The sequence below is a fragment of the Streptomyces sp. NBC_00016 genome (assembly GCF_045040885.1).
In the GTDB taxonomy this organism is placed as follows: Bacteria; Actinomycetota; Actinomycetes; order Streptomycetales; family Streptomycetaceae; genus Streptomyces; species Streptomyces coriariae.
In genome coordinates, this window is sequence record NZ_CP108304.1 from 10,092,548 (window position 1) to 10,115,940 (window position 23,393).

22 protein-coding genes, 1 pseudogene and 1 riboswitch are annotated in these 23,393 nt (G+C 71.1%); of the genes and pseudogenes, 16 read left to right on the top strand and 7 right to left on the bottom strand.

Features of this window, described 5'->3' with window-relative positions:
- The first annotated feature begins 1,058 nt into the window (after window positions 1-1,058).
- The gene (locus OG933_RS44400; protein ID WP_405624788.1) at window positions 1,059-1,877 is read left to right on the top strand and encodes an SGNH/GDSL hydrolase family protein; all 819 of its coding nucleotides are present in this window, start codon (window positions 1,059-1,061) and stop codon (window positions 1,875-1,877) included.
- 71 nt (window positions 1,878-1,948) lie between these two features.
- On the opposite strand, the gene OG933_RS44405 is transcribed toward OG933_RS44400, so the two are convergent.
- Together OG933_RS44405 and OG933_RS44410 are read right to left on the bottom strand one after the other, a co-directional pair.
- Window positions 1,949-2,491 carry a DUF1707 domain-containing protein gene (locus tag OG933_RS44405; protein ID WP_405624787.1) on the bottom strand — a complete coding sequence of 181 codons (543 nt, stop codon included), beginning with the start codon at window positions 2,489-2,491 and terminating at the stop codon, window positions 1,949-1,951.
- 129 nt (window positions 2,492-2,620) lie between these two features.
- Window positions 2,621-3,529, bottom strand: coding sequence for an NADP-dependent oxidoreductase (locus OG933_RS44410; protein WP_405624786.1), 909 nt, complete (start codon window positions 3,527-3,529; stop codon window positions 2,621-2,623).
- Between the two features lie 460 nt (window positions 3,530-3,989).
- Between OG933_RS44410 and OG933_RS44415 the strand changes: the two genes are divergently transcribed.
- Window positions 3,990-4,346 carry a MerR family transcriptional regulator gene (locus OG933_RS44415; RefSeq protein ID WP_362276691.1) on the top strand — a complete coding sequence of 119 codons (357 nt, stop codon included), beginning with the start codon at window positions 3,990-3,992 and terminating at the stop codon, window positions 4,344-4,346.
- A 60-nt stretch (window positions 4,347-4,406) separates the two neighbouring features.
- Window positions 4,407-4,916 (top strand): GNAT family N-acetyltransferase, encoded by a 510-nt coding sequence (locus OG933_RS44420; RefSeq protein WP_405624785.1) that lies wholly within the window; start codon window positions 4,407-4,409, stop codon window positions 4,914-4,916.
- A gap of 255 nt (window positions 4,917-5,171) precedes the next feature.
- Here the strand turns inward: OG933_RS44420 and OG933_RS44425 are convergent, their stop codons facing one another.
- The 3 genes and pseudogenes from OG933_RS44425 to OG933_RS44435 all read right to left on the bottom strand — a co-directional run.
- A complete protein-coding gene (locus OG933_RS44425) occupies window positions 5,172-5,393 on the bottom strand; it encodes a hypothetical protein (RefSeq protein WP_054238908.1) in 222 nt (73 codons plus the stop codon).
- Between the two features lie 515 nt (window positions 5,394-5,908).
- Complete coding sequence (locus tag OG933_RS44430) at window positions 5,909-6,394, bottom strand: hypothetical protein (protein WP_405624784.1); 486 nt, start codon at window positions 6,392-6,394, stop codon at window positions 5,909-5,911.
- 205 nt (window positions 6,395-6,599) lie between these two features.
- Window positions 6,600-6,773, bottom strand: a pseudogene (locus OG933_RS44435) (dTDP-4-dehydrorhamnose reductase); the annotation flags it as partial.
- Window positions 6,774-6,792: 19 nt separating this feature from the next.
- Here OG933_RS44435 and OG933_RS44440 point away from each other — a divergent pair.
- The gene (locus OG933_RS44440) at window positions 6,793-7,416 is read left to right on the top strand and encodes a hypothetical protein (protein WP_405624783.1); all 624 of its coding nucleotides are present in this window, start codon (window positions 6,793-6,795) and stop codon (window positions 7,414-7,416) included.
- 13 nt (window positions 7,417-7,429) lie between these two features.
- Window positions 7,430-9,085 carry a WD40 repeat domain-containing protein gene (locus OG933_RS44445; protein ID WP_405624782.1) on the top strand — a complete coding sequence of 552 codons (1,656 nt, stop codon included), beginning with the start codon at window positions 7,430-7,432 and terminating at the stop codon, window positions 9,083-9,085.
- Between the two features lie 243 nt (window positions 9,086-9,328).
- Here the strand turns inward: OG933_RS44445 and OG933_RS44450 are convergent, their stop codons facing one another.
- Complete coding sequence (locus OG933_RS44450) at window positions 9,329-10,036, bottom strand: SDR family oxidoreductase (RefSeq protein ID WP_405624781.1); 708 nt, start codon at window positions 10,034-10,036, stop codon at window positions 9,329-9,331.
- 219 nt (window positions 10,037-10,255) lie between these two features.
- Here OG933_RS44450 and OG933_RS44455 point away from each other — a divergent pair, with 219 nt between their 5' ends.
- Entirely contained in the window at window positions 10,256-10,945 is a 690-nt protein-coding gene (locus OG933_RS44455; protein WP_405624780.1) for a GAF and ANTAR domain-containing protein, read from the top strand.
- 160 nt (window positions 10,946-11,105) lie between these two features.
- On the opposite strand, the gene OG933_RS44460 is transcribed toward OG933_RS44455, so the two are convergent.
- A complete protein-coding gene (locus OG933_RS44460) occupies window positions 11,106-12,167 on the bottom strand; it encodes an FUSC family protein (RefSeq protein WP_405624779.1) in 1,062 nt (353 codons plus the stop codon).
- 245 nt (window positions 12,168-12,412) lie between these two features.
- On the opposite strand from OG933_RS44460, the gene OG933_RS44465 reads away from it, so the two are divergent.
- The 10 genes from OG933_RS44465 to OG933_RS44510 all read left to right on the top strand — a co-directional run bounded on the left by OG933_RS44465 (window position 12,413) and on the right by OG933_RS44510 (window position 23,318).
- A complete protein-coding gene (locus tag OG933_RS44465) occupies window positions 12,413-13,705 on the top strand; it encodes a hypothetical protein (protein WP_405624778.1) in 1,293 nt (430 codons plus the stop codon).
- Window positions 13,706-14,002: 297 nt separating this feature from the next.
- Window positions 14,003-14,371 carry a PPOX class F420-dependent oxidoreductase gene (locus OG933_RS44470; protein WP_405624776.1) on the top strand — a complete coding sequence of 123 codons (369 nt, stop codon included), beginning with the start codon at window positions 14,003-14,005 and terminating at the stop codon, window positions 14,369-14,371.
- A gap of 51 nt (window positions 14,372-14,422) precedes the next feature.
- Entirely contained in the window at window positions 14,423-14,923 is a 501-nt protein-coding gene (locus OG933_RS44475) for a GNAT family N-acetyltransferase (RefSeq protein ID WP_405624775.1), read from the top strand.
- A 454-nt stretch (window positions 14,924-15,377) separates the two neighbouring features.
- A riboswitch (ZMP/ZTP riboswitch) is annotated at window positions 15,378-15,463 on the top strand.
- 22 nt (window positions 15,464-15,485) lie between these two features.
- The gene (locus OG933_RS44480) at window positions 15,486-16,352 is read left to right on the top strand and encodes a bifunctional 5,10-methylenetetrahydrofolate dehydrogenase/5,10-methenyltetrahydrofolate cyclohydrolase (RefSeq protein WP_405624773.1); all 867 of its coding nucleotides are present in this window, start codon (window positions 15,486-15,488) and stop codon (window positions 16,350-16,352) included.
- 581 nt (window positions 16,353-16,933) lie between these two features.
- Window positions 16,934-18,160 carry an MFS transporter gene (locus OG933_RS44485; protein ID WP_362535189.1) on the top strand — a complete coding sequence of 409 codons (1,227 nt, stop codon included), beginning with the start codon at window positions 16,934-16,936 and terminating at the stop codon, window positions 18,158-18,160.
- 299 nt (window positions 18,161-18,459) lie between these two features.
- A complete protein-coding gene (locus tag OG933_RS44490) occupies window positions 18,460-19,014 on the top strand; it encodes a hypothetical protein (protein WP_362535192.1) in 555 nt (184 codons plus the stop codon).
- 65 nt (window positions 19,015-19,079) lie between these two features.
- Window positions 19,080-19,586 carry a hypothetical protein gene (locus OG933_RS44495; RefSeq protein WP_405624772.1) on the top strand — a complete coding sequence of 169 codons (507 nt, stop codon included), beginning with the start codon at window positions 19,080-19,082 and terminating at the stop codon, window positions 19,584-19,586.
- A gap of 311 nt (window positions 19,587-19,897) precedes the next feature.
- Window positions 19,898-20,386 carry an Asp23/Gls24 family envelope stress response protein gene (locus OG933_RS44500; RefSeq protein ID WP_362535197.1) on the top strand — a complete coding sequence of 163 codons (489 nt, stop codon included), beginning with the start codon at window positions 19,898-19,900 and terminating at the stop codon, window positions 20,384-20,386.
- An 87-nt stretch (window positions 20,387-20,473) separates the two neighbouring features.
- Window positions 20,474-20,629 (top strand): DUF6131 family protein, encoded by a 156-nt coding sequence (locus OG933_RS44505; protein ID WP_362276647.1) that lies wholly within the window; start codon window positions 20,474-20,476, stop codon window positions 20,627-20,629.
- 415 nt (window positions 20,630-21,044) lie between these two features.
- Window positions 21,045-23,318, top strand: a complete 2,274-nt coding sequence (locus tag OG933_RS44510; protein ID WP_362533426.1) for a catalase — start codon at window positions 21,045-21,047, stop codon at window positions 23,316-23,318.
- Window positions 23,319-23,393: the final 75 nt, after the last annotated feature.

Below are 23,393 nucleotides of genomic sequence, written 5' to 3' on the forward strand. Positions count from 1 at the left end.
ACGGCCGTGACGATGCCGGGCGCGCCGGCCGGGGACCGGCGGCGGGGGCTGTACCGATGCAGCATGAACGAATTCCTGTCTTCCTGGGCGCGGCGTCACGGACGCCGCACGGAGCACCCCGTGTCCGGTTACCGGCCGGGCCACGAGACGTTCTGGATTCCCCGGTCCTGAAAATGCGAGGATGTTCCGCGGCAGGGCTGTTGCGCGAGCGGAACTCAAGAGGCCGAGGAGGCTCCTGCCGCATCAGGATTCCGCTTTTCCGTTACCGGCTGACGGGTATTCCGATCTATTTCTGAATTCTTCGGTCCGTGCCGCATGCTGACCGGCTTCTTGCCGCCGCCACCGCCGCCACTGGCGCGCCCGGCCGCGGCGCAATCCCCTCCGCCTCGACCCGCACCGCTGTGACCTGCGTGTACGGCGTTCCGAAACCCCGGCGCCCCTTCCGAAGGCTCCCGAAGACGCGAACGATCGTGCGGCGGAGGCGGTTCGGTGATGAGCTGGATGACAGCGGCCCGGCCGCACCCCCGTAGGAACTGTCCTGTCTTCCTGGGCTCGGCAGCACGACCCACCGGGGAAACGCAGGGGGTTCCTGTTACCGGCAGGAACCCCCTGGCACGTTCTCGCGGCCCGGCAGAACGGGACCTCGCCCCACGCAAATCCGGGACCTGCCCGGAAAGTCCGGCAGCCTGTGCGCTGCACGGAAACAGAATTCCGCACGCCCCGGAAACCGCTCCGGAACCCACCACGACACCTGCGGTGACGGGCTTGTCCCCGAAGGGCGCCCGGACTTCACCGGGGCTGTACAGGCGCGGGCCCGCGGGGAACGGGCGGTCCCGTGCGGCGAGCCGGCCCTTCTCCCCGGCGGCGCGCAAGCGCTCAGCGGTCTCCTGACCTCTCCCGACACCCAAGGATATGACTAGTCATTTTATTGAGTATGCTGAGCGGCGGACGAGGCAAGGAGCCGCGTCAACTGCGCGGCCATGCGGACGAAGAGGGCCACCGGGACCGGGACCGGTGCCTGCGGATCGCAGCCGTCCTGCGCGAAAGGCGGACGACTCATGCCGAGCGGTGCATACCTGCGCTACGTCGCCCTGGGCGACAGCCAGACCGAAGGACTGGGCGACGGCGACGACACCGTCGGCCTGCGCGGCTTCGCCGACCGGTTCGCCGAGCACCTCGCAGCCCTCGACCCCGGCCTCCAATACGCCAATCTGGCCGTACGCGGACGTACCGCCGGCCAGGTCCGCACGGAACAGCTGGGACCTGCCCTGGCCCTGCGCCCCGACCTGGCCACCGTCGTCGCCGGGGTCAACGACCTGCTCCGGCCGCGGTACGACGCCGCGGAGACGGCCGGGCACCTGGAAGAGATGTTCGCCGCGCTCACCGATGCCGGGACCCATGTGGTGACACTGACCTTCCCCGACCTCGCGAAGATCGCGCCCCTCGCCCGGCCCCTCAGGTCCCGCGTGGCCGACCTCAATACCCGCATCCGCGCCGCGGCCGCCCGTCACGGCGTCGCGGTCGCCGAAACCGGCCGGCAGGCCGCCACCACCGACCCACGGATGTGGACCGCGGACCGGCTGCACGCAAGCGCCCTCGGCCACGAACGGATCGCCGCGGCCCTCGCCCAGGCCGTCCACCTGCCCGGAAGCGACGACGCCTGGACGCTCCCCCTCCCGCCACGGACGGTCCCCTCGCGCCGGCAGGCCGCAGGAGCCGAACTGCGCTGGGCGGCCGCACACCTCGGCCCCTGGCTCGGACGCCGTCTGCGCGGCCGGTCCTCCGGCGACGCCCGCACCGCGAAACGCCCCCGGCTCCTGCCCGTGCACGCCACGCCCGACTCCGCGACGGACACCGGCCGACGCCCGTCCCCGTAAGGGCGGCACGGGCGTCGCGCCGGCACAGACCTGACGCCCGACGGAACCTCAACGCCGTGCGTGACGGAACCTCAACGCCGTGCGTGACGGATCTTCAGCCGTCCGAACCCCATGGCCCCGGAGATCCGGATCCTCGGCCCGCCGCCGCGGGAACTGCGCGGGGCCCGGTACCGCGTGTCCTTCCACCCGGTGTGCAGATCCTCGTACTCGACGATCGCGTCGCGCGGCACCGTGATCTTCGCCCGGCCGGTGCCGAGCTGCAGCTCGATGTCGACCACCGGATGCTCGAAGACCGCCCGGGACAGGTCCAGACGTACGCTTCCGAAAGCGGACTCGACCTTGAGGAACCGCGGTACCCGCCATGCCCCGCTGCGCCTGATCCGCCCGCCGGCCGCGGCGATCGTGGACGTGGTGCCCGCGTTCTCCTCCGGCAGCGAGGCCAGCGCCGACACGAGCTCGCCGTGCGTGGTGACGGTCAGCACCCGGTGCAGGCGTTCGTCCAGATCCTCGTGCGAGAGGTGGCCTTCGGCGTACGCCTCCCGCAGGCGCCGCACGGCCGTGTCACGGTCCTCTTCGCCGATCAGCGGCGGCCGGTCGTCCGGCAGAGCGGTCACCCTCTCACCCTACTGCCGGGCCCGCGACCCGCACCCGATCCGGTACCGATCGAGGGCACGCTCTCCACGCAGGCCCGCACGTCGCGAGTTCCCTGCCCCGTGGGCCTGTTCAGACGCAGATCGGCCTGTTCAGATACAGATCACGATCTTTCCGCGGGTGCGTCCGCGCTCGGCGTGCGCGTGGGCGTCGGCGATCCGTTCCAGGGGGTAGGTCTGTTCGATGCGGGGTGTGTAGCGGCCTTGCCCGCCCAGTTCCGCCGCCGCAGACAGCAGGGCGGAGTCGTTCACCGCGTTGACCACATGCGTGCCCAGGCGCTGCCCGCCCGCGTGGTCGGCGACCGTCGCGACGCACTTCGGGTCGCCCGCGATCGCGACGAGGTCGTCCAGGGAGCCGGAGGCCGCGGTGTCGAGCACCATGTCGACGCCGTGCGGAGCGAGGGCGGTGAGGCGCTGTGCGAGGCCAGGGCCGTAGGTGGTGGGAACGGCGCCGAGAGAGGTGAGGAACTCGTGGTTGCGTTCGCTGGCCGTCCCGATCACGGTGGCAGCACCTTGTGCCACGGCGATCTCGACCGCCGCGCTGCCCACGCCTCCGGCAGCACCCTCGACGAGGAGGGTGCGCCCCGCGAGGGGGCCGAGCGCGTTCAGTCCACCTATCGCGGTCACTGACGCAAGACCGGCACCAGCGGCCTGCTCGTCGTTCCATGTGGCGGGGGTGTGCGCCCAGGCGGAGAGGATGAGCAGCTCTGCGGTCGCCCCGGTGACACCGCCCAGTCCGAAGACCCGGTCGCCGATGCTCACCCCCTGCACCCCGTCGCCGATCTCGTCGACCACACCGGCGCCGTCGCGCCCGGGAATGTCGGGCAGATCCAGGGGGAGGATCTGGTGCAGGGCGCCGGAGCGCAGCTTCCAGTCGATGGGATTGACGCTGGCCGCCGCGACGCGGACACGAATCTCACCGGGTCCGGGGTGGGGGTCGGGGGCCTGCTCGATCACCAGGCTCTCCGCTCCGCCGTATTCGTGGAACCGGGCTGCGCGCATAATGGTCTGCCTTACTTTGACGGGCCGGAATGACGTGTTCATCCGACGTCCGTCACGCTACGACCTGACGTTGACGTGAGGTGCAAGTCGGCAAGCGCAACTGCGCCCGGCCACGAGGAGGGCAGACGCGGATCGGTGAGGTTGCCGAGCGGGCGGGGTGAGCGTGAGGGATCTGCGCTGCTACGGAGAACAGCAAGCGTCACTGGCAACACCTGGCGCACGGTCAGAGGGCACGCCGCCCGCCAAGATCTACACTCATGTGACCTCTGGCGAGCTCGGCGATCACGGCACGACGCGAGGCCTGCCGTGCACACTTGAACCGCGTGAACGCCCTCAGGTCCGCCGCCGGGGCATGATCAATCTCAGCACCGGCAATGGTTCGATCGACCCCGGAGCCGGTATTGCTAGCTTAAATCTGACGTCAACACGAGGTACGAGCGGGAAGAGAGTGACCTGCGTCATGCGCATCGGACAGCTCGCCAGGCGGTCAGGGGTCAGCGTGCGAGCCCTGCGCTACTACGAGGAACAGCGCCTCCTGGAATCGGCCCGGACGCCCGGTGGGCAGCGTGACTATCCCGACGAAGCCCTGGAGCGGGTCCAGCTCATCCAGGACCTCTTCGCGGCCGGCCTCTCCAGCCGTACCGTCGTCGAACTCCTGCCGTGCGTGAGCACCGGCGTCGCGACCCCCGCCATGCTCGACCAGCTCATCACCGAACGCGACCGCATCGCCGCACGTATCCGGGACCTGACCCGGGCCAAGACCAAACTCGGCCGCGTGATCGAGAATGTGACCGCGGCGAGCGTGGTGCAGGACTGATCAGGAGCGGGCGCGGAATCGGATGGACACGGCTCGGTACGGTGGCCGATGATCTCCGGCATGATCCGGGCCGCCACTGTGGACGACATCGCGGAGATCCGCGCGATGATCCGTGAACTCGCTGAGTACGAACGGGCCGCTGAGCAGGCCCGAACGACCGAGGAACAGCTCCGCGACGCGCTGTTCGGAGAACATCCCGCTGCATTCGCACTGATCGCCGAGGACGACGAGACGGGGCAGACCGTGGGCTATGCCCTGTGGTTCCCCCGCTTCTCGACCTGGACCGGCACGCGCGGCATGCACCTGGAGGACCTCTACGTGCGGTCGCACGCCCGAGGCGGAGGACACGGCAAGGCTCTGCTCGCCTCCCTGGCCGCGGTCTGTCAAAAGAACGGCTACGAGCGCTTCGAGTGGTGGGTCCTGGCCTGGAACGAACCGACGATCGACTTCTACACGTCACTCGGCGTGGAGCTGCTGAACGAGTGGACGGTATGCCGGCTGAGCGATGAACCACTCAGGGCACTCGCTGCCCAGGCCCCGGCAGTCCACAACCAGATCCCGGCCCTGTAGGACGCAGGCTCATGCAACCTCCCGTCGCAGCTGTGTTCGCAGCGCATCGGACACTGGAAGCCTCGTGGCCGGACTGAGCGACCAGCAGGTCGCCGAGGCGTCCGGCCTTCCGGGTTGGTCACGCGGCCACGTCCTCACGGAGGCCCGAGGGGCTGGGTGTTCGGTCCGGCCGGAGGGAGTGGCTGAGGGAACGTGGCTGGCACAGCGGCTCGGGACCGGGGGAGGCCGTCTGCGGCCTCCCCCCTGTCCGCGGGGTCAGCTGCCGTGCTTGACGTAGGTGATGGCGGTCAGGCCGACGGTGAACACGCCGAGGAAGACGCTCGCGCTGGTGGTGAGGACCGTGCTCACACCGGCTCCCTGCGCGACGGTGATGACCGCTGCGCTCAGGGCGACGACGGTCGACAGCAGAAGAACGGACACGACTTCCAGGGCACGGTGGTTGCAGGCCTGCTGCTGGAGCGGAGTGGTCGCCGCCATGAAGAACCTCCCAGTTGTGGATCAACCCTTACCGGATCCGGACACACGTCACCTGAGTGACCGGTGTCGGACCACGGCTACGGAAGGCAGCTAGACGCGCAGACGCGTCGTGCTGCTCCACCGTTGGGAGATCTGCTGCAACTGGTCCTCCGTGAAGGGAAGTTGGTTGCGGCAGAATAGCCGAGACGGCGGTAGCCCCGCAACGGGCCGCACAGTCGGTTCAGTTGCCCAGGTCTGTCGGCGAGCCGGCCCGGGTCGGCGCAAGGAATCGAACACTGCGGTCTTTCGGCCGATCCGGCGGGGGACGTGGGGGCGTCGCGTGTCCTGAGGACGCCTGCCCTGCGCAGCTGAGGCGTCACCGGCAGGCCGACGGGCCGGGGCGTTGTGGGGTGGTGACCAGGCCGGGGCGGCCGGGGCGGCGCCGGGTGTTCGAACGGTGCGGGCGGTCGGGGAACTGCACGCCGCGCGGGAGAACTGGCTGTGAGTGAGTTTCGTCCGTGGCAGGTCCGCCGCCGCTAGTGCACGCCGCCGAGTATCGCCTTGCCTTCGGCTGCCGCCTTGGCGAAGAACGGGACGAGGTCGTCGAAGTCCCGCTCCTCGGCCTCGGCGTTCCAGTGGGCGGCTGAGGCCCGGTGCGTCCAGTGCTCGCCGGCCAGCCCCGCCGCGACCTGCCCGACCTCGTGCGGGGTCAGGAAGTGCGCGGGACCGTAGCCGAAGTCGGACCCCTCGATGGCGGAGCAGTTCTCGCCCGTGGCCCGCGCCAGCCAGGGGTACGCCGTCTGCCACTTCGGGGTGCCCTTCTCGGCTTCGGACCGGCCTTCGGCCATGTCCGACAGCAGGCGGTAGTCGTAGTGGAAGGAGTCCGCGGTCGGGTCCACGCCGGAAACGAGGGGCTCCGGGACGTCGTCCTCGAAGAACAGGGCGCCGACCGACTCCGGACGCTCCTGGAGGGCGGCCAGCAGCGCGGGGTCGATTTTTACGAGGGCGAGCCACATGGACATGCGGGGACATCCTTTCCAGGCCCCTCGGTGGGGCGCGGCAGGGTGAGGTGGTCAGCACTGTAACGAGGGGTGCCGACAGTGGTGCGGCGGGACCAGGGTGGGGCCGGGCCGGCCGTCTGGGTCATGCCGGCGTCGGGCCCCGGCGCCCCGGCAGCCCGTGCGACCTCGCGCGGCAGCCGGCCGTCGCGGCCGCAGCGCGGGAACCTCAGTCAAGGAACTCGCGCGCGCCGCGCAGCCTGGTACGCAGCCGCTCCTGCGTCGCGCCGCTGTCGAGCCGTACGTCGAGGGCCCCGGGCAGACCGGACGCGGCCCGTCGTCCGGCGGGCAGCCGCTCGCCGTCGAGGCCGTCGCGCCGGGCGATCAGCACACCGAGATCGTGGCTTCCCTGATGATTGCTTGTGTTCAAGCGTCAGGGGAGGCGGCTGGTGGGCACGTGGCATGTGGTGTGGGTCCCGGATTCGGGACGGTGGAGAGCGCTGCCAGCTGACGGCGTCCTGGGGGTACAGGACCTGCCGGAGGCAGTGGCACGGATCGGGCTGCGGCCAGGCGATCCGGTGTTCATCAGGCCCGATGGGATGGTCGACGCGGACCTGATGCACTACGTCCGCTCGAGGGAATTCAGCACGCTCGAACGGGAGTCGAAGCGCAACTACGCGACGGATACGCGGTTGCTGCTCGAGTTCTTGTCCTCGCGTGGGGTTCCGTGGCGAAGGGCCACCGAACGGGATCTTCGTGACTATCGGCACTGGCGATGTGTGGCGCCGGAGAACCCGGAGCGGATCAGCGGGGCGAAGTGGGACCGGGAGGAGGCGGCCTTCACGAAGCTGTTCCGGTGGGGGCAGGTGCGTCCGATGCCGGTGGATGTGTCGCGGCGAGGGGACCGGGCTGCGGACTCGGTCAGCTCGCGGGTGTCGTGGCTGACGCCGCGGACCTGGGGTCTGTGGTCGGACGTCGGCTTGCGCGGTCTCACCCCCGCGGGGTTGCCGGCAGAGGCTCTGATTGACTGTCCGTCAGTCGGGTAGGGAGGGGCGGCACATGGACTGGTTGCGGCGCGGGAAACGGTACGAACGGGCCCAAGCTGCCGCAGCGGCCGCCCGGGCGGCGGAGTGGGGTGGCGGCCCGGAGGGGGAGGCGCTGGCCGACCTCCACATCTTCCGGGACGAGGTCCTGGCGCTCACCGCCCTCCCCCCGGACGTCGAAATCCTGCTGTCGGACCTGGCCGTCGGCTGGGAGGACGTCACGCCGGAGCGCCCCGCCCTGACCGTCCTGCCGATGATGGAACGCCGGGGACTCGTCGCCCTGCCCCGGGGCGGCGACGGACTGCGGCGGATCACGTTCCCCGGACGGCTGCACGCCCTCATCTCCTCCCACCGCACCCCGGAGGAGATCCGCGCCGGGCACCGCCGCGTCCTTGCCCGGGCCGTCACCCTGCCGCCGGAGGGCGGCCACTGGTGGCAGCTGCCGGTCGCCGAGACCTACCTCTGGCACCACCTGCCCTGGCACATCGCCGCCCACGACCGCGCCGCCGCCGTACGACTGGTGCAAAACCCCCGCTGGCAGGCCGCGAAGGTCAGGGTCTGCGGCGTGGCCGCACTCCGCGCGGACCTGGAGATGTTCGACACTCCCGAGATCGACGCGGCCCGCCGGGCCGTGGACCGCGTCGCCCACCGCCTGGAGCACCGCGCCTGCCCGGACCCGGTTCTCCGGGCAGGGCTGCTGCTAGACGCCCTGGCCGGCGAGGCCGTCCTGCGGGCGGAGGCCGACCTCCTCCGGCAGGAGCTGCGGGAGGAGGCCCCGGGTCGCGTCGCCACCGACCTGACGTCAGCCCTGGTGGGCGTGCTGCCGTCCCCGTCGTATGTCAAGGACGTCGCCCTGGCGGCGGACGGCAGCTGGCTGGTGACGGCCTCGGGCCACAAGGCCAGCCGGATCCACGACGTCGCCGACCGGAGCGTGCGGCACGTCCTGGGCCCGACCGAGGGGATCCACGAGGTGTGCGCGATCACGCCGGACGGCAGCCGGGTCATCACCGGGGACTACGACGCCGCCCGCTGGTGGGACGCCGCCACCGGCCGGCGCCTGCGGTCGGTCGACGGCTGGACCACCCAACTCGCCCTCGACCCAGGCGGTGCCTGGGTCGCCACCGACACCCGGCCCCGCCCCGCGGTCATCGACAGCACGACCTACGCGATCAGACGGCTCGGGAAGGAGTCGGACGACCGCACCCTCGTCACCGCCATGGCCTGCTCCCCGGACGGCCGGACCGTCGCCGTCGGCGAACAGAGCGGGCGGATCCAGCTGTGGGACCCCGTCTCCGGCAAACTGCGGGCCGAACTCCCCACGTCACCGGGGTCCGTCTACCGCCTGGCCTTCGCCCCCGACGGCAGCTGGCTGGCCACCGTCACCCTGGACGGGGTCCGGATCCTGGGTCTGCCCGGCGGCCGGGAGCGCCTGCACATCCCGGGCTCGCACCGGTTCGCCCTCGGCGACGGCGGCCGCTGGCTCGCCGTCCCGGGGGACACCGTCCGCATCCACCGGACCGACACCGGCGAACTGCTCGGCGAGTTCACCCCGGACCGCCGCGGCAAGGACGACCACCACGTGCGGACCTCGCCCGACGGCCGGTACCTGGCCACCTGGCACCTGGGCAGCGCCTCCATCCTCGTCTGGGACGCCCGACGGCTCGTCCGCTGACACACAGGGACAGCGCAGGAGAGCCGCCCGGTGCCGGCCCTTCACGCCCGCCATCGAGACCCTCCGCAGCCCGATCCCCGCTCCCCGGCACCCGCAGCCGCCCCAACGGCCCGATCCACATCGCCGTCCAAGTACACCGCGGCGACGAGTGGGACATCCTCACCGGCAGCCCCGTCCCGGACGGCCAACTCGAGGACTACTCAGGTTGAACTCGTAGTGACGGGTGGGGCTGACCTGGGTCTATCAAAAGCACGCACTCAGGAGCTCCAGGAGACTGAACAGAAGAACTTGACAGGGAACGTGGCGGCTCAGGGCGTCCGGCCCGGCGAGGTGGAACATCCCGGCCGTGTCGGACAGCGCGATCTCCCACAGGGCGGCGGCCAGGTCGTCGACATGCACCGGGCAGCGGATGTCGTCGGTGAACAAGGCCCCGACACGGGTGCCGCCGGCCAGGGCGTGCACCAAGCGCTCGTGCACGGACCGGCCGTGTCCGACGATCAGCGAGGTCCGGGCGACGGCGGCGGCCGGCACCAGCAGCCGCACCGCCGTCTCGGCAGCGGCCTTCGCGGCACCGTACGGAGTGACGGGATCGGGCGGGCAGCTCTCGTCGTACCGGACGCGCGCACCGGAGAACACCGCGTCGCTGGAGACATGGACCAGGCGGCAGCCCTGCCCGGCGGCGGCCAGCGCCACGCGGACGGCGCCGTCGGCGGTGACCGACCAGTCGGCGCCGCCGCTCGACGCGTTGACCACGACCGACGGGGCCACATCCGCGATCACCGCGGCGACCCGCGCGGGATCGCGGACGTCGAGCGGATGCCAGGCCACACCGTACGAGGCACTGCCGGGCCGGGACGCGAACGTCGCGGACGTCTGCCGCCCCGCGGCGGCGGCCTGCCGGATCAGCGCGGCGCCCAGGAAACCGCTGCCCCCGATGATCAGGACCGTCATGGACCGACACGGTAGCGAACCACCGTCACCGGCGCGCCCCCGCCGCTGCGACGCCTGCCGCGCCAGAGGCTGCACGGACCTGCGTTCCGTGTGACCTTCCGGCACCGTGGACAGGTCACCTTCCGGTCAGAAGGAGCGTCACTCACAGCCACCGCTGTGCAGGTTGCGTGAAAGGCTGGGTAGGAGGCTTCTCCAGACAGGCGATGAACAGGAGTCGGAGTGGACTGGGGTCGGTTCGCACAGCAGATGGCCTCGATGGCACGTGACCTGCTGGCACAGGATTCGGTCGACGACACGCTGGAGCGGATCACCGCCTCGGCCACCGAACTGGTCGACGGCTGCGACGCCGCCGGCATTCTCGTACGGCACGCCACGAAGGTGCAGACCCTCGCCCCCACCGACCAACTCGTCGTCGACAGCGACCGCCTCCAGGAACAGCTCGGCGAAGGACCCTGCTTCGACGCCGCCCGCAGCACGCGCGGAGAACGGCTCTTCCGCATCCCCGACCTCACCGGCGAGCACCAGCGCTGGCCCGCCTACGCCCCCAGGGCCCACTCGCTCGGCGTGGGCAGCATGATGGGCTTCCTGCTGTTCACCGAGGACGAGAACCTCGGCGCGCTGAACCTCTACTCCCGCAAACCCGGCGCGTTCACCGAGGCCAGTGAGACGGCCGGCTGGCTGCTCGCCTCCCACGCCGCGGTCGCTCTCTCCAGCGCCCGCACCCACGCCCAGATGGAACAGGCCATCGCCACCCGGCACGCCATCGGCGAGGCCATGGGCATCCTCATGGGCCGCCACCACATCACCGAGGAACAGGCCTTCGACGTGCTGCGCCGCTACTCGCAGGAGAACAACGTCAAACTCCGCGAAGTCGCCCGCCTGGTCTGCGCAGGCCGCGGCCTCGCCTGACGTGCGAGCCGGCCTGCCGTCACGGTGGGAGGCCAACTGCCGTAAGAGTGGGACGGCGACCTGCCGTGTCCGTGGGAGGGCGACCTGCCGTGTCGGTGGGAGGGCGGCCTGCCCACCGGCCGGCACCCGGCCCTGGTGATGCCGCCGGTCCACCGGCAGGTCACCGTCCGGTGAAATGCGCTTCGCGGTAGTCGTCGAGCCGGTCGAGGACCAGCAGCAGGATGCCGCGAAGCAGGCTGTCGTGCCGGCCGCTCCCGGCAGGCCCGCCCCGTTCGCCGATCACCCGGGCCCGGGCGATCGGTTCCGTGGGATCGGCGCCGGCCAGCGCGCGGATCAGCGCGTGCCGCACCGCGTCCAGCAACGGGCCGGGGCCCTCCCCGGCGTGAGCGTCACCGGGGCCGGCCGCCGCCTGCCCGCCCGCGGCCCGCAGCTGCGCGGTGAGGCAGTGCAAGGGAGCCGCGGTGCGTTCGGCCAGCTGGATGCGGTATCCGACCTCGTCGAGCGCGGCGGCCGAACGACGGTGCGTCACACTCCAGCGCAGCGCCCGCCGGGCCCGGTCCAGATCCCGCGCGAGGTCATGGGGCTGCTGCCACAGGCCCCCCGCCTGCCCCGCCTTCTGCCCCGCCCCCTGCCCCAGCGGGGCCCGGCCGGGGTGGCGGCCCAGCTCCGCCAGCAGACGGTCGAGCCGGTCGCGGTAGGCGTCGAGCCGGCCGGACAGCAGACGGCTGGGGTCGGGAGGCCACAGCAGGGGACCCAGGAGGATGACCACCGCGATCCCCACCAGGTTCTCCAGAACGCGCTGCTCCGGATAGCCGGAGACGGGCACACCGAAGACGAGCACGGCGCTGACGAGCACCTGCTGGCTGGGAGCACCGTCGATACGCACCAGGAGACTGGCGAGGTATCCGGCGCTCACCACGACGGCGAGGGAGAGCGTGGACACGGGAAGCCAGCGCAGGGCGAGCGCCGCGATGCCCACCCCCAGCAGGACACTGCCCAGACGGTAGAGCCCCAGCCGGGGGGCCCACAGCGGGATCCCGGACAAGGTGAACACCGCAGGCAGCACAGCGGCGATGGGGGCACTGTTGATGCCCAGCTCGACCGCCAGGTACCACGACAGCGTGGCGCACAGCACCATCCGGGCCCCGCCCCGCACCTCCTGCACGCTCAGCGGGCGCAGCCCGCCGGGCACCGGACGGCCGAGGCGGCCCAGGACGCTCACCGCCGACGGCAACGCACAGCCCCGCCCGCAGTCCCGCCCGCAGCCCCTTCCCCGTACGGCGGCACGAGCACACTTCCCTCCCACAGGCGATGAGACCCGACCAGATTACGAGCCGCCCGCACGCCCGCGGGTCTACGCGGAACGTGTCTGCCGCCCTCCCTCAACGTGCCGGACGGCGGCCGTCTACGCTCGGCGACCGGCGCGGCACGGATCGCGCCGGACGGGTTCACAACGGGGGAGTTGCGGTGCGCGCGGGACTGATCGGGCTGTGGCGGTGGACGGCGTGGGGCGGGATCGGGCTGAGCCTGTACGCGGGCTGGCTGACGGCCGACGACCTCCGCGACCGCGCGTCCAGCGAGCGCGACATCAGCGCGGCGTGCGGCGGGCTCGTGTCGGGGGCCGCGGTGATGGACCTGCAGGGCGGGATGGTCCGGGCGAAGGCCAGCGACTACGACGAGTACCGGATCGACAGCCGCGAACTGCACAGTTCCTGCACCGTCTACAAGGTGCCCGGCCCCGGAAAGACCACGAGTCTGTTCACGCTGGTGGTGCGGCGCAGCGACGCCTCCGAGCCGATGAACTGGATCGGTGACGACAGCGGACTCGAGCCGTTCTACGACACCGACGACACCGACGACACCGACGACACCGACGACACCGACGACACCGACGACACCGACGACACCGAGAACGGCGAGAAGGACGATGTCACGGCGGTCGCCGACCGGCGCCCCGAAGCGTGGCCCGTGGGCGACGGCACCCTGGGCCGGTACGGGGACTGGTACACGACCGTGCGCGCCGCGTGCGGACCGGGCAGCCGCACGACGGCCCCCGAACTGCTGAACGTCACCGCCCGCGCCGACTACGACGACGTCTCCGCGGCCGACCGTGAACGCCTCGCCCGCATCGCCCGCACCGCCGCCGAGGCAGCAGCCGACCGGATCGGCTGCAAGACCAGCCTGGCCGCCCTGCCCGGCCGCCGGCTCGCCTCCGTGCCGATCACTCTTCGCCCCGCGAAGACGGCCGGCGGCTCCTGCAGCTGGTTCGCCGCACACCTCACACAACAGGGACAGGACCGGCTGCCCGACCGCGCCCTCGCGATACCCCTGCGCAACGCCAACCCCCTCGAAGGCTGCCTTCTGGCGGTCGGCCCCGACCAGGTGGGCCGGATCGCCGACGAACTGAACGACGACCAGCGCGACTACGCCCGCAGCGCGCTCACCCACTCGCCCTGGTGGCTGCGCACCGCCTCCTACTTCGGCCCGGAGGCGCACACCGTGGGATATGAGGCCCTCGGCGCCCAGGACGCGATCATCAAGGCGGGAACGGCCGGACACGCCGACGGAGCGTGGTGGGCCTCCTCCGTCTGCGACGGCAAACCCGCCCTGCACACCCTCAGCTCCAGCTACACCTACGACGACATCCTCGGCTCCCGGCGACTGAACACCCTGTTCCGCGCCTACGTCGACGACATCACCAAGCGGCGCGGCTGCACCGACGTGACCTACCCCGACGCGAAGGACTTCCGCAGCCTCTGAAGCCCCTGAAGCCTTTGAGTACGGCACCGCCGGCCTCGTCGAGGGTGGTGGCCGGGCGGCCGATGACGTGCCGCAGATCGCCGGTCTGCCGCTCCAGGGCGCTGGCACGGACCTGCTCCTCCAGCCAGCCCTGGGCCGTCGCGCAGGCCCGGGTTGAGGAACGCCTCACTGTAGAAGGGGTGGCGCAGCAGCGTGTGGGGCGCCGTTGACGTTGCAGGGTCGGGACTCGGTCTCAGCCCCCGGACCTAGGTCGGTGACCCGATGTGCGCGCGGCCGGGAACATGTTTGGCTGCTGCCATGACCGAATTCAGCACGGCCGAACGCGCGTACCTGATGTCGCAGCGGTTGGGGCGCCTCGCGACGGTCGACCCGTCGGGGCAGCCGCAGGCCAATCCCGTGGGGTTCTTCCTGCAGGAAGACGGCACGATCCTGATCGGCGGATTCGCCATGGGACAGACGAAGAAGTGGCGCAATCTCCGCAAGAACCCGAAGGCCGCGCTCGTCGTGGACGACGTCGTGAGCCTGCGGCCCTGGACCGTGCGCGGCGTGGACATCCGAGGAGAGGCCGAACTCCTCGTCGGCCCGCACGAGTTGGGCCCGCACTTCAGCGAGGAGGTGATCCGCGTCCACCCCAGGCGGATCCACAGCTGGGGCCTCGAGAACTAGCCGTACCCACCCCTCCTGAGGCGCGGGTACGGCTCGTGTGATGCTGGCGCAATGACCGATCGACACGGGGTTGTCATCGTCCGCTGGCCAGGTCAGGGCCCTGCGGCGGCCCGGCCGGCCGAGCTGCTGGCGGCCTACCACCTGCGGACGCAGGCCGAGAAGGGCGACCCGGTCGCCGATGTGGACGCGCTGCCGGACCGCTACCGGACGGAAATCCTCGACCCGCGGGCCGCGTTCGCCGACGACACCGTGCTGATCGCTCTGAGCGGCGGCGACACAGCCGTGGGCTGCGTCGTGCTGACCGCCCCCGCCGGCGGACGCTCGGAGATCAAAAGACTCTGGACCGACCCGGCATCGCGGAGCCGGGGTATCGCGTCCGGCCTGATCGCCGCCGCGCTTGCGCACGCCGCGGACAACGGCGTCGGCACGGTACGCCTGTCGGTGTGGAAATGGCGCACGAGCGCCATCGCCCTGTACGAGCGGCTCGGCTTCACCGTCGTCCCCTCATGGGAAACGCGCGACCAACTGCTCTGCATGGAGCGCACCGTGTAAACAGCCGCCTCAGCCACACGCGGCCGCGGCCCGCACATGCCCCAAGCACGCAGCCGCAGCCGCACGGGCGCCTGACGCATCCGTATGCCCACGCTGCCGGGAAGGCGACGGCAGGGCCCCGGTCCCGTGATTCCCCCGAGCCGGGACGGGAGCCCGCCGGGCCGGTCGACGGTGCGGGAATGCCGCCACGGTGACGGCACGGGAATGCCGCCAGGGCAGGCCGTGTTGTGCAGGACGTGGTCGTGAAGGGGACAGTGTCCCCGGGCCTCACCTATTGCCTGCGGGGACGATCGTCCGGCTGAAGCCCCGCAGAGCCTTTCGCCGCGCAGGCGACCGCCCCTTCACGACCCCACCCTTCGCCCCCGCCCCCGGCCCGAGCCGGCGGGCCCCGGCAAGTCGCCTCCTGGCACCGGACATTGACCGGTGTGAGCAGGCTGCGCGTCTACTACAGTGCGCTGTGGGCCGTGACTGGCGCTGAGGTGGAGCACCACCGGGGAGCGGTCTGACGAGACGTCGTTGCCGTGCGCCTGGGCGAGTGGTCGGCCACACCCCGGAGGCAACGATGTCCGCGACTCGGACGGCCCAGCTCATGGACGGCACCGGTCTTGCCGGACGCATCGTCGAAGAGGCTGCTGCCAAGGCGGCACAGATCTCACAACACACCGGGACCAGCCCCTGCCTGGCGACGGTGCTGGTGGGGGAGGACCCCGCGTCGGTCACCTACGTCCGTATGAAACGGGCGCGGTGCGCGAAGGCGGGTATCCGGTCCCGGCACATCGCTCTGCCCGCCACCACCACGACCGCCGAGCTGATCGACACGCTCGCCGGCCTGTCCGACGATCCGGACGTGCACGGCATCCTGCTCCAGCATCCCTGCGGCCCGCACATCGACGAGCGGGCGGCGTTCGAGGCCATCGCCCCGCACAAGGACGTCGACGGGGTCACGGCACATTCCTTCGCCGCCATGAGCTTCGGGCTGCCGGGCTTCGTGTCCTGCACCCCGGGCGGCATCATGCGGCTGCTGGAGGCCTACGACGTCGATCTCACCGGCCGGCGCGCCGCCGTGGTGGGCCGCAGCGCGATCCTCGGCAAACCGGTGGGAATGCTCCTGCTCGCCCGGAACGCGACGGTGACCTACTGCCACTCCCGCACGGCGGACCTGCCGGACATCATCCGGGAAGCGGACGTCGTGGTGGCGGCCGTGGGACGGCCCCGGCTGATCCGGGGGGAGGACATCAAGCCCGGCGCGGTGGTGATCGACGCCGGCTACAACCCGGGCAACGTGGGCGACGTGGACTTCGACACCGCCCTCACCCGAGCCCGTCTGATCACCCCGGTGCCCGGCGGCGTCGGCCCGATGACCATCGCCGTCCTGCTCGCGCAGACCGTCGACGCCGCCTCGAACCAACTCGGCATCACGCACCACTGACCCTTCCGTCGCAACGGCGACCGCAGCAGCCACGAACAGCCCCCGCGCGATACCGGCACCGACATCGCGCGGGGGCTGTTCGTGCGTGCCTGCCTGCAGAACGAGACGCCGACGACCGCGAAGCCGGGAGCCGGCCGCCGGCCGCCGACGGGGCACGGGCCGCCCGCCCGTGCCCCGTCCATGACGACCGCGGCCGCCTGACCACTTGCCTGTCTCAAGTGCCTGAGCGCTCAGCACCGACGACGACCGGCCGAGGACCGACCCTCCGCCACCGGCCGGGGACCGACCCTCCGCCGCCCGCAGACCGTCCCTGCGCGCGCCCGGGGCATGGCCGGCACCCGCATGACCGGCACCGCATGACCGACCCCCGGAGCCGGTGTGATGCAGGCCATAATTCCTGTCGGCCGATCTTGGAATGCGTGGGCATGTGCCACCGCTGCACTGCTTGTGGGCCTTCCCTGCCCTGGGGGGCGCACCGGGCAACGGTGGCCGGCGCGAATGGCCACAGGAGCAGGACACCTCGTGGTCCCGCCTGCTCCGCCACGATCCGGACCGCCGCCCGCGAAAGGTACTTCCGCTCCATGCCACTGGCCCTGCTGGCCCTTGCCCTCGTCGCGTTCGGTATCGGTACGACCGAGTTCGCCACGATGGGGCTGCTGCCCCAGATCGCCGACGGGGTCGGCGTGTCCGTGCCGCACGCCGGCAACATCGTCTCCGCCTACGCGCTCGGCGTCGTCGTCGGTGCCCCGCTCCTGACGGGCATCGGCGCGCGCATCGCCCACAAACGACTCCTGCTCCTGCTGTCTGCCCTGTTCGTGATCGGCAACGTCGCGTCCGCCCTCGCACCCGGCTTCGGCCTGCTGTTCGCCGCACGCTTCCTGGCGGGCCTGCCCCACGGAGCACTGTTCGGCGTGGGCGCCGTCGTGGCCTCCCGGCTGGTCGCCCCCGAACGGGCCGGGCGGGCCGTGTCGAGGATGTTCCTCGGACTCACCATCGCCAACATCATCGGCGTCCCGGCCGGCACGGCTCTCGGACAGCAACTGGGCTGGCGCTACGCCTACTGCGCCGTCGCCGTCATCGGCCTCGTCGCGCTGGCCGCGCTGGCCGCCTTCGTCCCCGACCAGCCCCGCAGCAACCAGGCCGGCATCCGGCACGAACTGCGCGCCATGGGCAACCGGCAGGTCGCCCTCGGCCTGGCCACCGCCGTCGTGGGATTCGGCGGCTTCTTCGCCGTCTACAGCTACCTGGTGCCGATCCTGACCCACGTGACGGGTCTCTCCGACTCCTCGACCACCTGGGTCCTCGCGCTCTACGGCGGCGGAATGACGCTGGGCACGCTGATCGCGGGCCCGCTGACCGACCGCGCCCTGCGCCCGACGCTGTACGGAGGGCTCGCCCTGCTGGGCGCGTCGCTCGTGACGTTCTACTTCACGGTCCACAGCACCGTTCCCGCCCTGGTGACACTCGCCTTCATGGGCGCGATGGGCGCCCTGGTCACCACACCCGTGCAGATGCTGCTCATGGCCAAGGCGAGGAACGCCCCGACGATGGCGGCGGCCTCCAACCACTCCGCCTTCAACCTGGCCAACGCCGGCGGCGCCTGGCTCGGCGGCCTGGCCATCTCGGCCGGCTGGGGCTGGGCCTCGCCCGCCCTGGTCGGCGCGGCCCTCGCCGCCGCCGGCCTCGCCCTCGCCCTCCTCGCTGGCCTCACCGACCGCGGGACCGGACCCTCCGCACTGATCACGTCATCGGCAGCCGAAACCCCGACGGAATCCCCGGCCGAGGCCCGGCAGATCCCGACGGCCTGACAACGCGTGCACGGTGGGGGCGCTCTCCCGAAGTCATGGCGGACCACAGGATCCGCGCGCACAGGCCCGAGTCCGCCGGCAAGTGCACCCCCGTGCGGTGCTTCCTCGCAGTCAGCAGACAGCAGTCAGCAGTCAGCAGTCAGCGGTCCGCGGTCCGCGGTCCGCAGTCCGGCAGGGCGGGCCGGCCGGGCTGCGGTGCTGCCTTCTGCAGGTACTGATCAGCTGTCTCGTTTCAAAGGCAAAAGGTAGGGAATCGGCAAAATAGGAATATATGGCGCGCCCGTGAGGGGGTCCTGCCCATGTCGACAGGGACACTTCTGGCAATCATCGTTGCCGTCGTGGTGGTGATCGCCCTGGTAGCCGTCGCGGTCTCCCTCAGGCGCCGCCGGAAGCTGCGTGAGCGCTTCGGCCCGGAGTACACGCGCACGGTAGAGGACGCCGACAGCCGCACGGCCGGCGAGCGTGAGCTCCGTGCCCGCGAGAAGCGACATGACACGCTGGACATCAAGCCGCTGGACAGCAGCGTCAGGGATCGGTACACGCGGGACTGGACCAACGTGCAGGACGAATTCGTGGACCGCCCGGAAGACGCCGTGCACGATGCCGACCGCTTGGTGACCTCCCTGATGCACGAGCGCGGCTACCCGACCCACGACTTCGAGCAACAGCTCAAGGACCTCTCGGTCGAGCACGGCCGCACCCTCGAGCACTACCGGGCCGCCCACGATGTCGACGTGCTCAGCACCCGCCACGAGGCGACCACCGAACAGTTGCGGGGTGCCATGGTGCACTACCGCGCCCTGTTCGACGAGCTGCTCGCTGACGGCGGACGACCCCGCCACGCCCGGGCCTGAAGGGCTCAGCGAACAGCCCGCCGCCCGAACCGGGACGCCGCCAGGCGTCCAGGAACGGAGGAGACATGCGACGCGAAGACACACCGGGCACCGCCGCCGCGAGCGGCCTGTCCACCGACGACCTCGCCCGGCCTCGCGACCGGTCCGTACAGGAGGGCGCGGCCGGCCCTCCTGCCGATGTGCCGACCTTCCCCGGTGAGAGCACGGACACGCCGAGCAAGCCCGCTGAAAGGGAGCCGGTGGAGGCCGCGGCAGGCACTCCGGCCCGGACCGCGGGCCAGCCCGTCCAAGGCGAGGACGACGTCCCGCAGCTCCTCACCACAGAGGACGAGGAAGGGTTCCGCACCCGCTGGCAGGAGGTGCAGGACAGGTTTGTGGACGACCCGCGGGACGCCGTGCACACCGCCGACGCCCTCGTCGCCGACGTGATGCAGAGGCTGGCCGCCACCTTCGCCGACCACAAACAGGAACTCGAAGGACAGTGGAACAGGGGCGAACAGGCCGACACCGAAGACCTGCGCCAAGCGCTGCGCCACTACCGTTCCTTCTTCAACCGCCTGCTGGTCACCTGACACGACGCGACGCGACACGACATGACGCGGTGGCACGGCGGCAGAGGCCCGGACAACGCCGGCCTGATCGCCCCACCCGTCCCGCGGACGCGCCTCCGACGGACCGATCAGGGTGGAGCGCCGCGCCCGCATGCCACCACGCCTGCATGCCTACATCCGGGCTTCGCTTCGCGCCATGCACGAAGAGGACCCGGCGTCTGAGCGTCACCGAGCGGAGCCGTTCCTTTTGATCGTGCGATCCGTTCGCGGCTCAGGAGAAGCGGGTACCCGGAGCCCGCACAGCACATCGGACAGGGGCCGAGGCGATCGCCATGACAGACACCACCACCAGCAGCAACCGCGGCTCGACGGGCCGGCCCGATGCGGACGTGAGCACGTTGAAGGGCCGTACCGGGGTCGGGGCTCCGGCGCAGACCCGGGGCAAGACCACTGTCGCGGACGGCGTGGTGGCCAAGATCGTGGGCATGGCCGCCCGTGAGGTGCCGGGAATTTACAACCTCGGCGGCGGCGTGGCCCGCGCCTTCGGTGCCATGCGGGACAGGGTCCCCGGCGGCAGCGGGGGCGTCACGCAAGGGGTGAAGGTCGAAGTCGGTGAGCGCCAGGCCGCCGTCGACCTGGACATCGTCGTCGAGTACGGCGTCGCCATCGTCGACGTGGCCGGCGACGTGCGCTCCAACGTCATCAACGCTGTGGAGCGGATGACGGGTCTGGAGGTCGTCGAGGTGAACATCGCCGTCGGCGACGTCCGCCTCCCCGACGAGGAGGAGGAGTCCGAACCCGACGAGGACCGGGTGAGGTGAGCTCCCACAGCCCCCGCACCCCTTTCTCGCACAGATGAAGATCCGCTGCTCGCGGGGGAGCGGCCACCACTCCCCAAGGGGAACGTCATGATCATCCTGGGCGTCGTTCTGCTCGTCATCGGCCTCGTCACCGGCATAGCCGTCCTATGGACCATCGGGGTCATCCTGGTGGCCGTCGGAGCGGCCCTGTGGATCCTCGGCGCGATGGGACACGCCGTCGCCGGACGACGCCACTACTGGTGAACCGGCCCTGACGGCCGATCGGTCCGCGGACGAACGGCCGCTGCCGCGTCGCCCCGGCCGAGCCGATCGGCGTGCCGTGGCCGACCTCGACCGTGGCCGAGGAAATGGCCTGCCGCACCGCCCTGGGACTGGACGACACCCGCCGGTACGCCGCCCAAGTCGACATCGCCATCCCAGTGCCGGCGGCTCTCCCTGAGACCGCGCGGCCCTTCGTACGCGCTACCGGTGACAGCCCGAGGAGTCGCGCACGACCAGTCAACGGGCGCACCTAGTTGCTGCGTCCGCTGAGGGGTACTTGCGCGGCCGGACACGGCTGCGCGGCGTTGGACGGATGTTCTTCATGCCCTTGTTATGCCGCCGCCCGTGGCGGTCATGGCTCGTGACGAGGTAGGCCGTACCCGAGCATGGAGGAACGATGTCGAAGCCCAACCCGATCAAAGCCGCAGCTGAGAAGCTGACGCAAGCGCTGGGCGACGAGGGTCCCGCCGAAGGCGTGCCTGGTGCACCGTCGCCGGAGCCGGTGCCGGTCGAGGAGCCTGTCGAGCCGCGTGCGCCGCTCCCGCCCAAGGCGGATCAAGGCACCCCCGAAACCGTCAGTCCCACCGGCCAGCCCACCGGCGCGGACCCCACCCGTAAAGCGCAGAGCGGCACCTACCTGACCACCGCCCAGGGCACCCGGCTCTACGACACCGATCACTCACTCAAGGCGGGTGCCCGTGGGCCGGTTCTTCTGCAGGACCACCACCTGCGCGAGAAGATCATGCACTTCGACCACGAGCGCATCCCCGAGCGCGTGGTCCACGCCCGCGGCGCCGGCGCTCACGGCATCTTCCAGGCCTACGGCACCGCCGAGAACGTCACGCGCGCCGCATTCTTGCGCAAAGACACCGAGACACCGGTCTTCGTGCGCTTCTCCACCGTGCTGGGATCCCGCGGATCCGCCGACACGGTCCGTGATACCCGTGGGTTCGCCACCAAGTTCTACACCGAGGAGGGTGTCTTCGACCTCGTCGGCAACAACATCCCGGTCTTCTTCATCCAGGACGCCATCAAGTTCCCCGACGTCATCCACGCCGGCAAGCCGCACCCGGACCGGGAGATCCCGCAGGCCCAGAGCGCCCACGACACCTTCTGGGACTTCGTCTCCTTGCACACCGAGGCCCAGCACCACACCTTGTGGAATATGTCCGACCGGGGGATCCCCCGCTCGTTTCGGACCATGGAGGGCTTCGGTGTCCACACCTTCCGCCTCGTCGACGCGCAGGGTGGCACGACGCTGGTGAAGTTCCACTGGAAGCCCAAGCTGGGAGTGCATTCCCTGGTGTGGGAGGAAGCCCAGATCACCAGCGGCGTCGACCCCGACTTCCATCGCCGCGACCTCGCCGACGCAATCGAAACCGGCGCCTACCCGCAGTGGGAGCTGGGCATCCAGGTGTTCCCGGACATCGCGGAGCAGACCTTCGAAGGCATCGACCTGCTCGACTCGACGAAGATCGTCCCCGAGGAACTGGCCCCGGTCCAGCCGATCGGCCTGCTGACCCTGGACCGCAACCCGAGCAACTTCTTCGCCGAGACGGAGCAGATCGCCTTCCACGTCGGCCACCTCGTGCCCGGCATCGACGTCACCGACGACCCGCTGCTTGCCGGCAGGCTCTTTTCCTACCTGGACACCCAGATCACACGCCTGGCCGGCCCCAACTTCAACCAGATCCCGATCAACAGGCCGCATTCGCCCGTCAACGACATGCTGCGCGACGGCTTTCACCAGCAGGCCGTACACACCGGGGTGGCGCCGTACAAGCCGAACTCGCTGGACGGCGGCTGCCCGTTCTTCGCCGGAGCGGACAGCGGCGCCTTCATCGAGACACCGGTCGAAGTGCCCGCCGGCCGCAAGGTCCGCGACGCCCCGGCCAGCTACGCCGACCACTTCAGTCAGCCCCGGCTGTTCTGGCTGAGCATGTCTGCGGTGGAACGCGAGCACATCATCGCCGCCTACACCTTCGAGCTCGGCAAGTGCTGGAGCAACGCCATCAAGGAAAGGCAGTTGCGCGCGCTGGCCCATATCGACGCCGAGCTGTGTGCCCGGGTTGCCGAAGGTCTCGGACTCCCCGTTCCCGAGGCCACCGAGACCCTTGCCGATGTGCAGCCGAGCCCCGCCCTGTCCCAGGTCGGCCAGGAATGGCCTGCCGACGGCCGGGTCATCGGCATCGTCACCGACGGCTCCACCGACGCCGACGGCGTACGGGCCCTGCGCCAGGCCGTGCAGCACGCGGGCATGGTCCCGCTGGTCATTGCGCCGGCCGGAGGGAAGCTCGGCACAGACGGCGACGCGATCACCGTCCAGCGGACCTTCGCCACCGCCCGCTCGGTCGAGTTCGACGCCGTCGTCATCGCCGGAACACCCGCTCTGGGCGGCGACTCCTACGGCTCCCGGGACGCCAAGGCCGGCGCACCCGGACCAGACCAGGCGACGTTCGATGCCCGCCTGCTGCTCCTGGTTGCCGAGGCATTCCGGCACGCCAAGGTCATCGGCGGCTGGGCCGGCGCGCAAGCCGTCCTTCAGGCGGCCGCAGTACCGTCCGATGCCCCCGGAGTCGTGCTTGCCGACAGCGGCGAGGCGGTCCTGACCGCGATGACTGCGCTGCTGGCCCGCCACCGGGTCTGGGACCGTTTCCCCACCGCTGTCTGACCCCCATCCAGTACGGTTCGGGCCCGCCGTCGCCTGGACGGCAGGCCCGAGTCCTCTGAGACGTGCAGGCTTCAG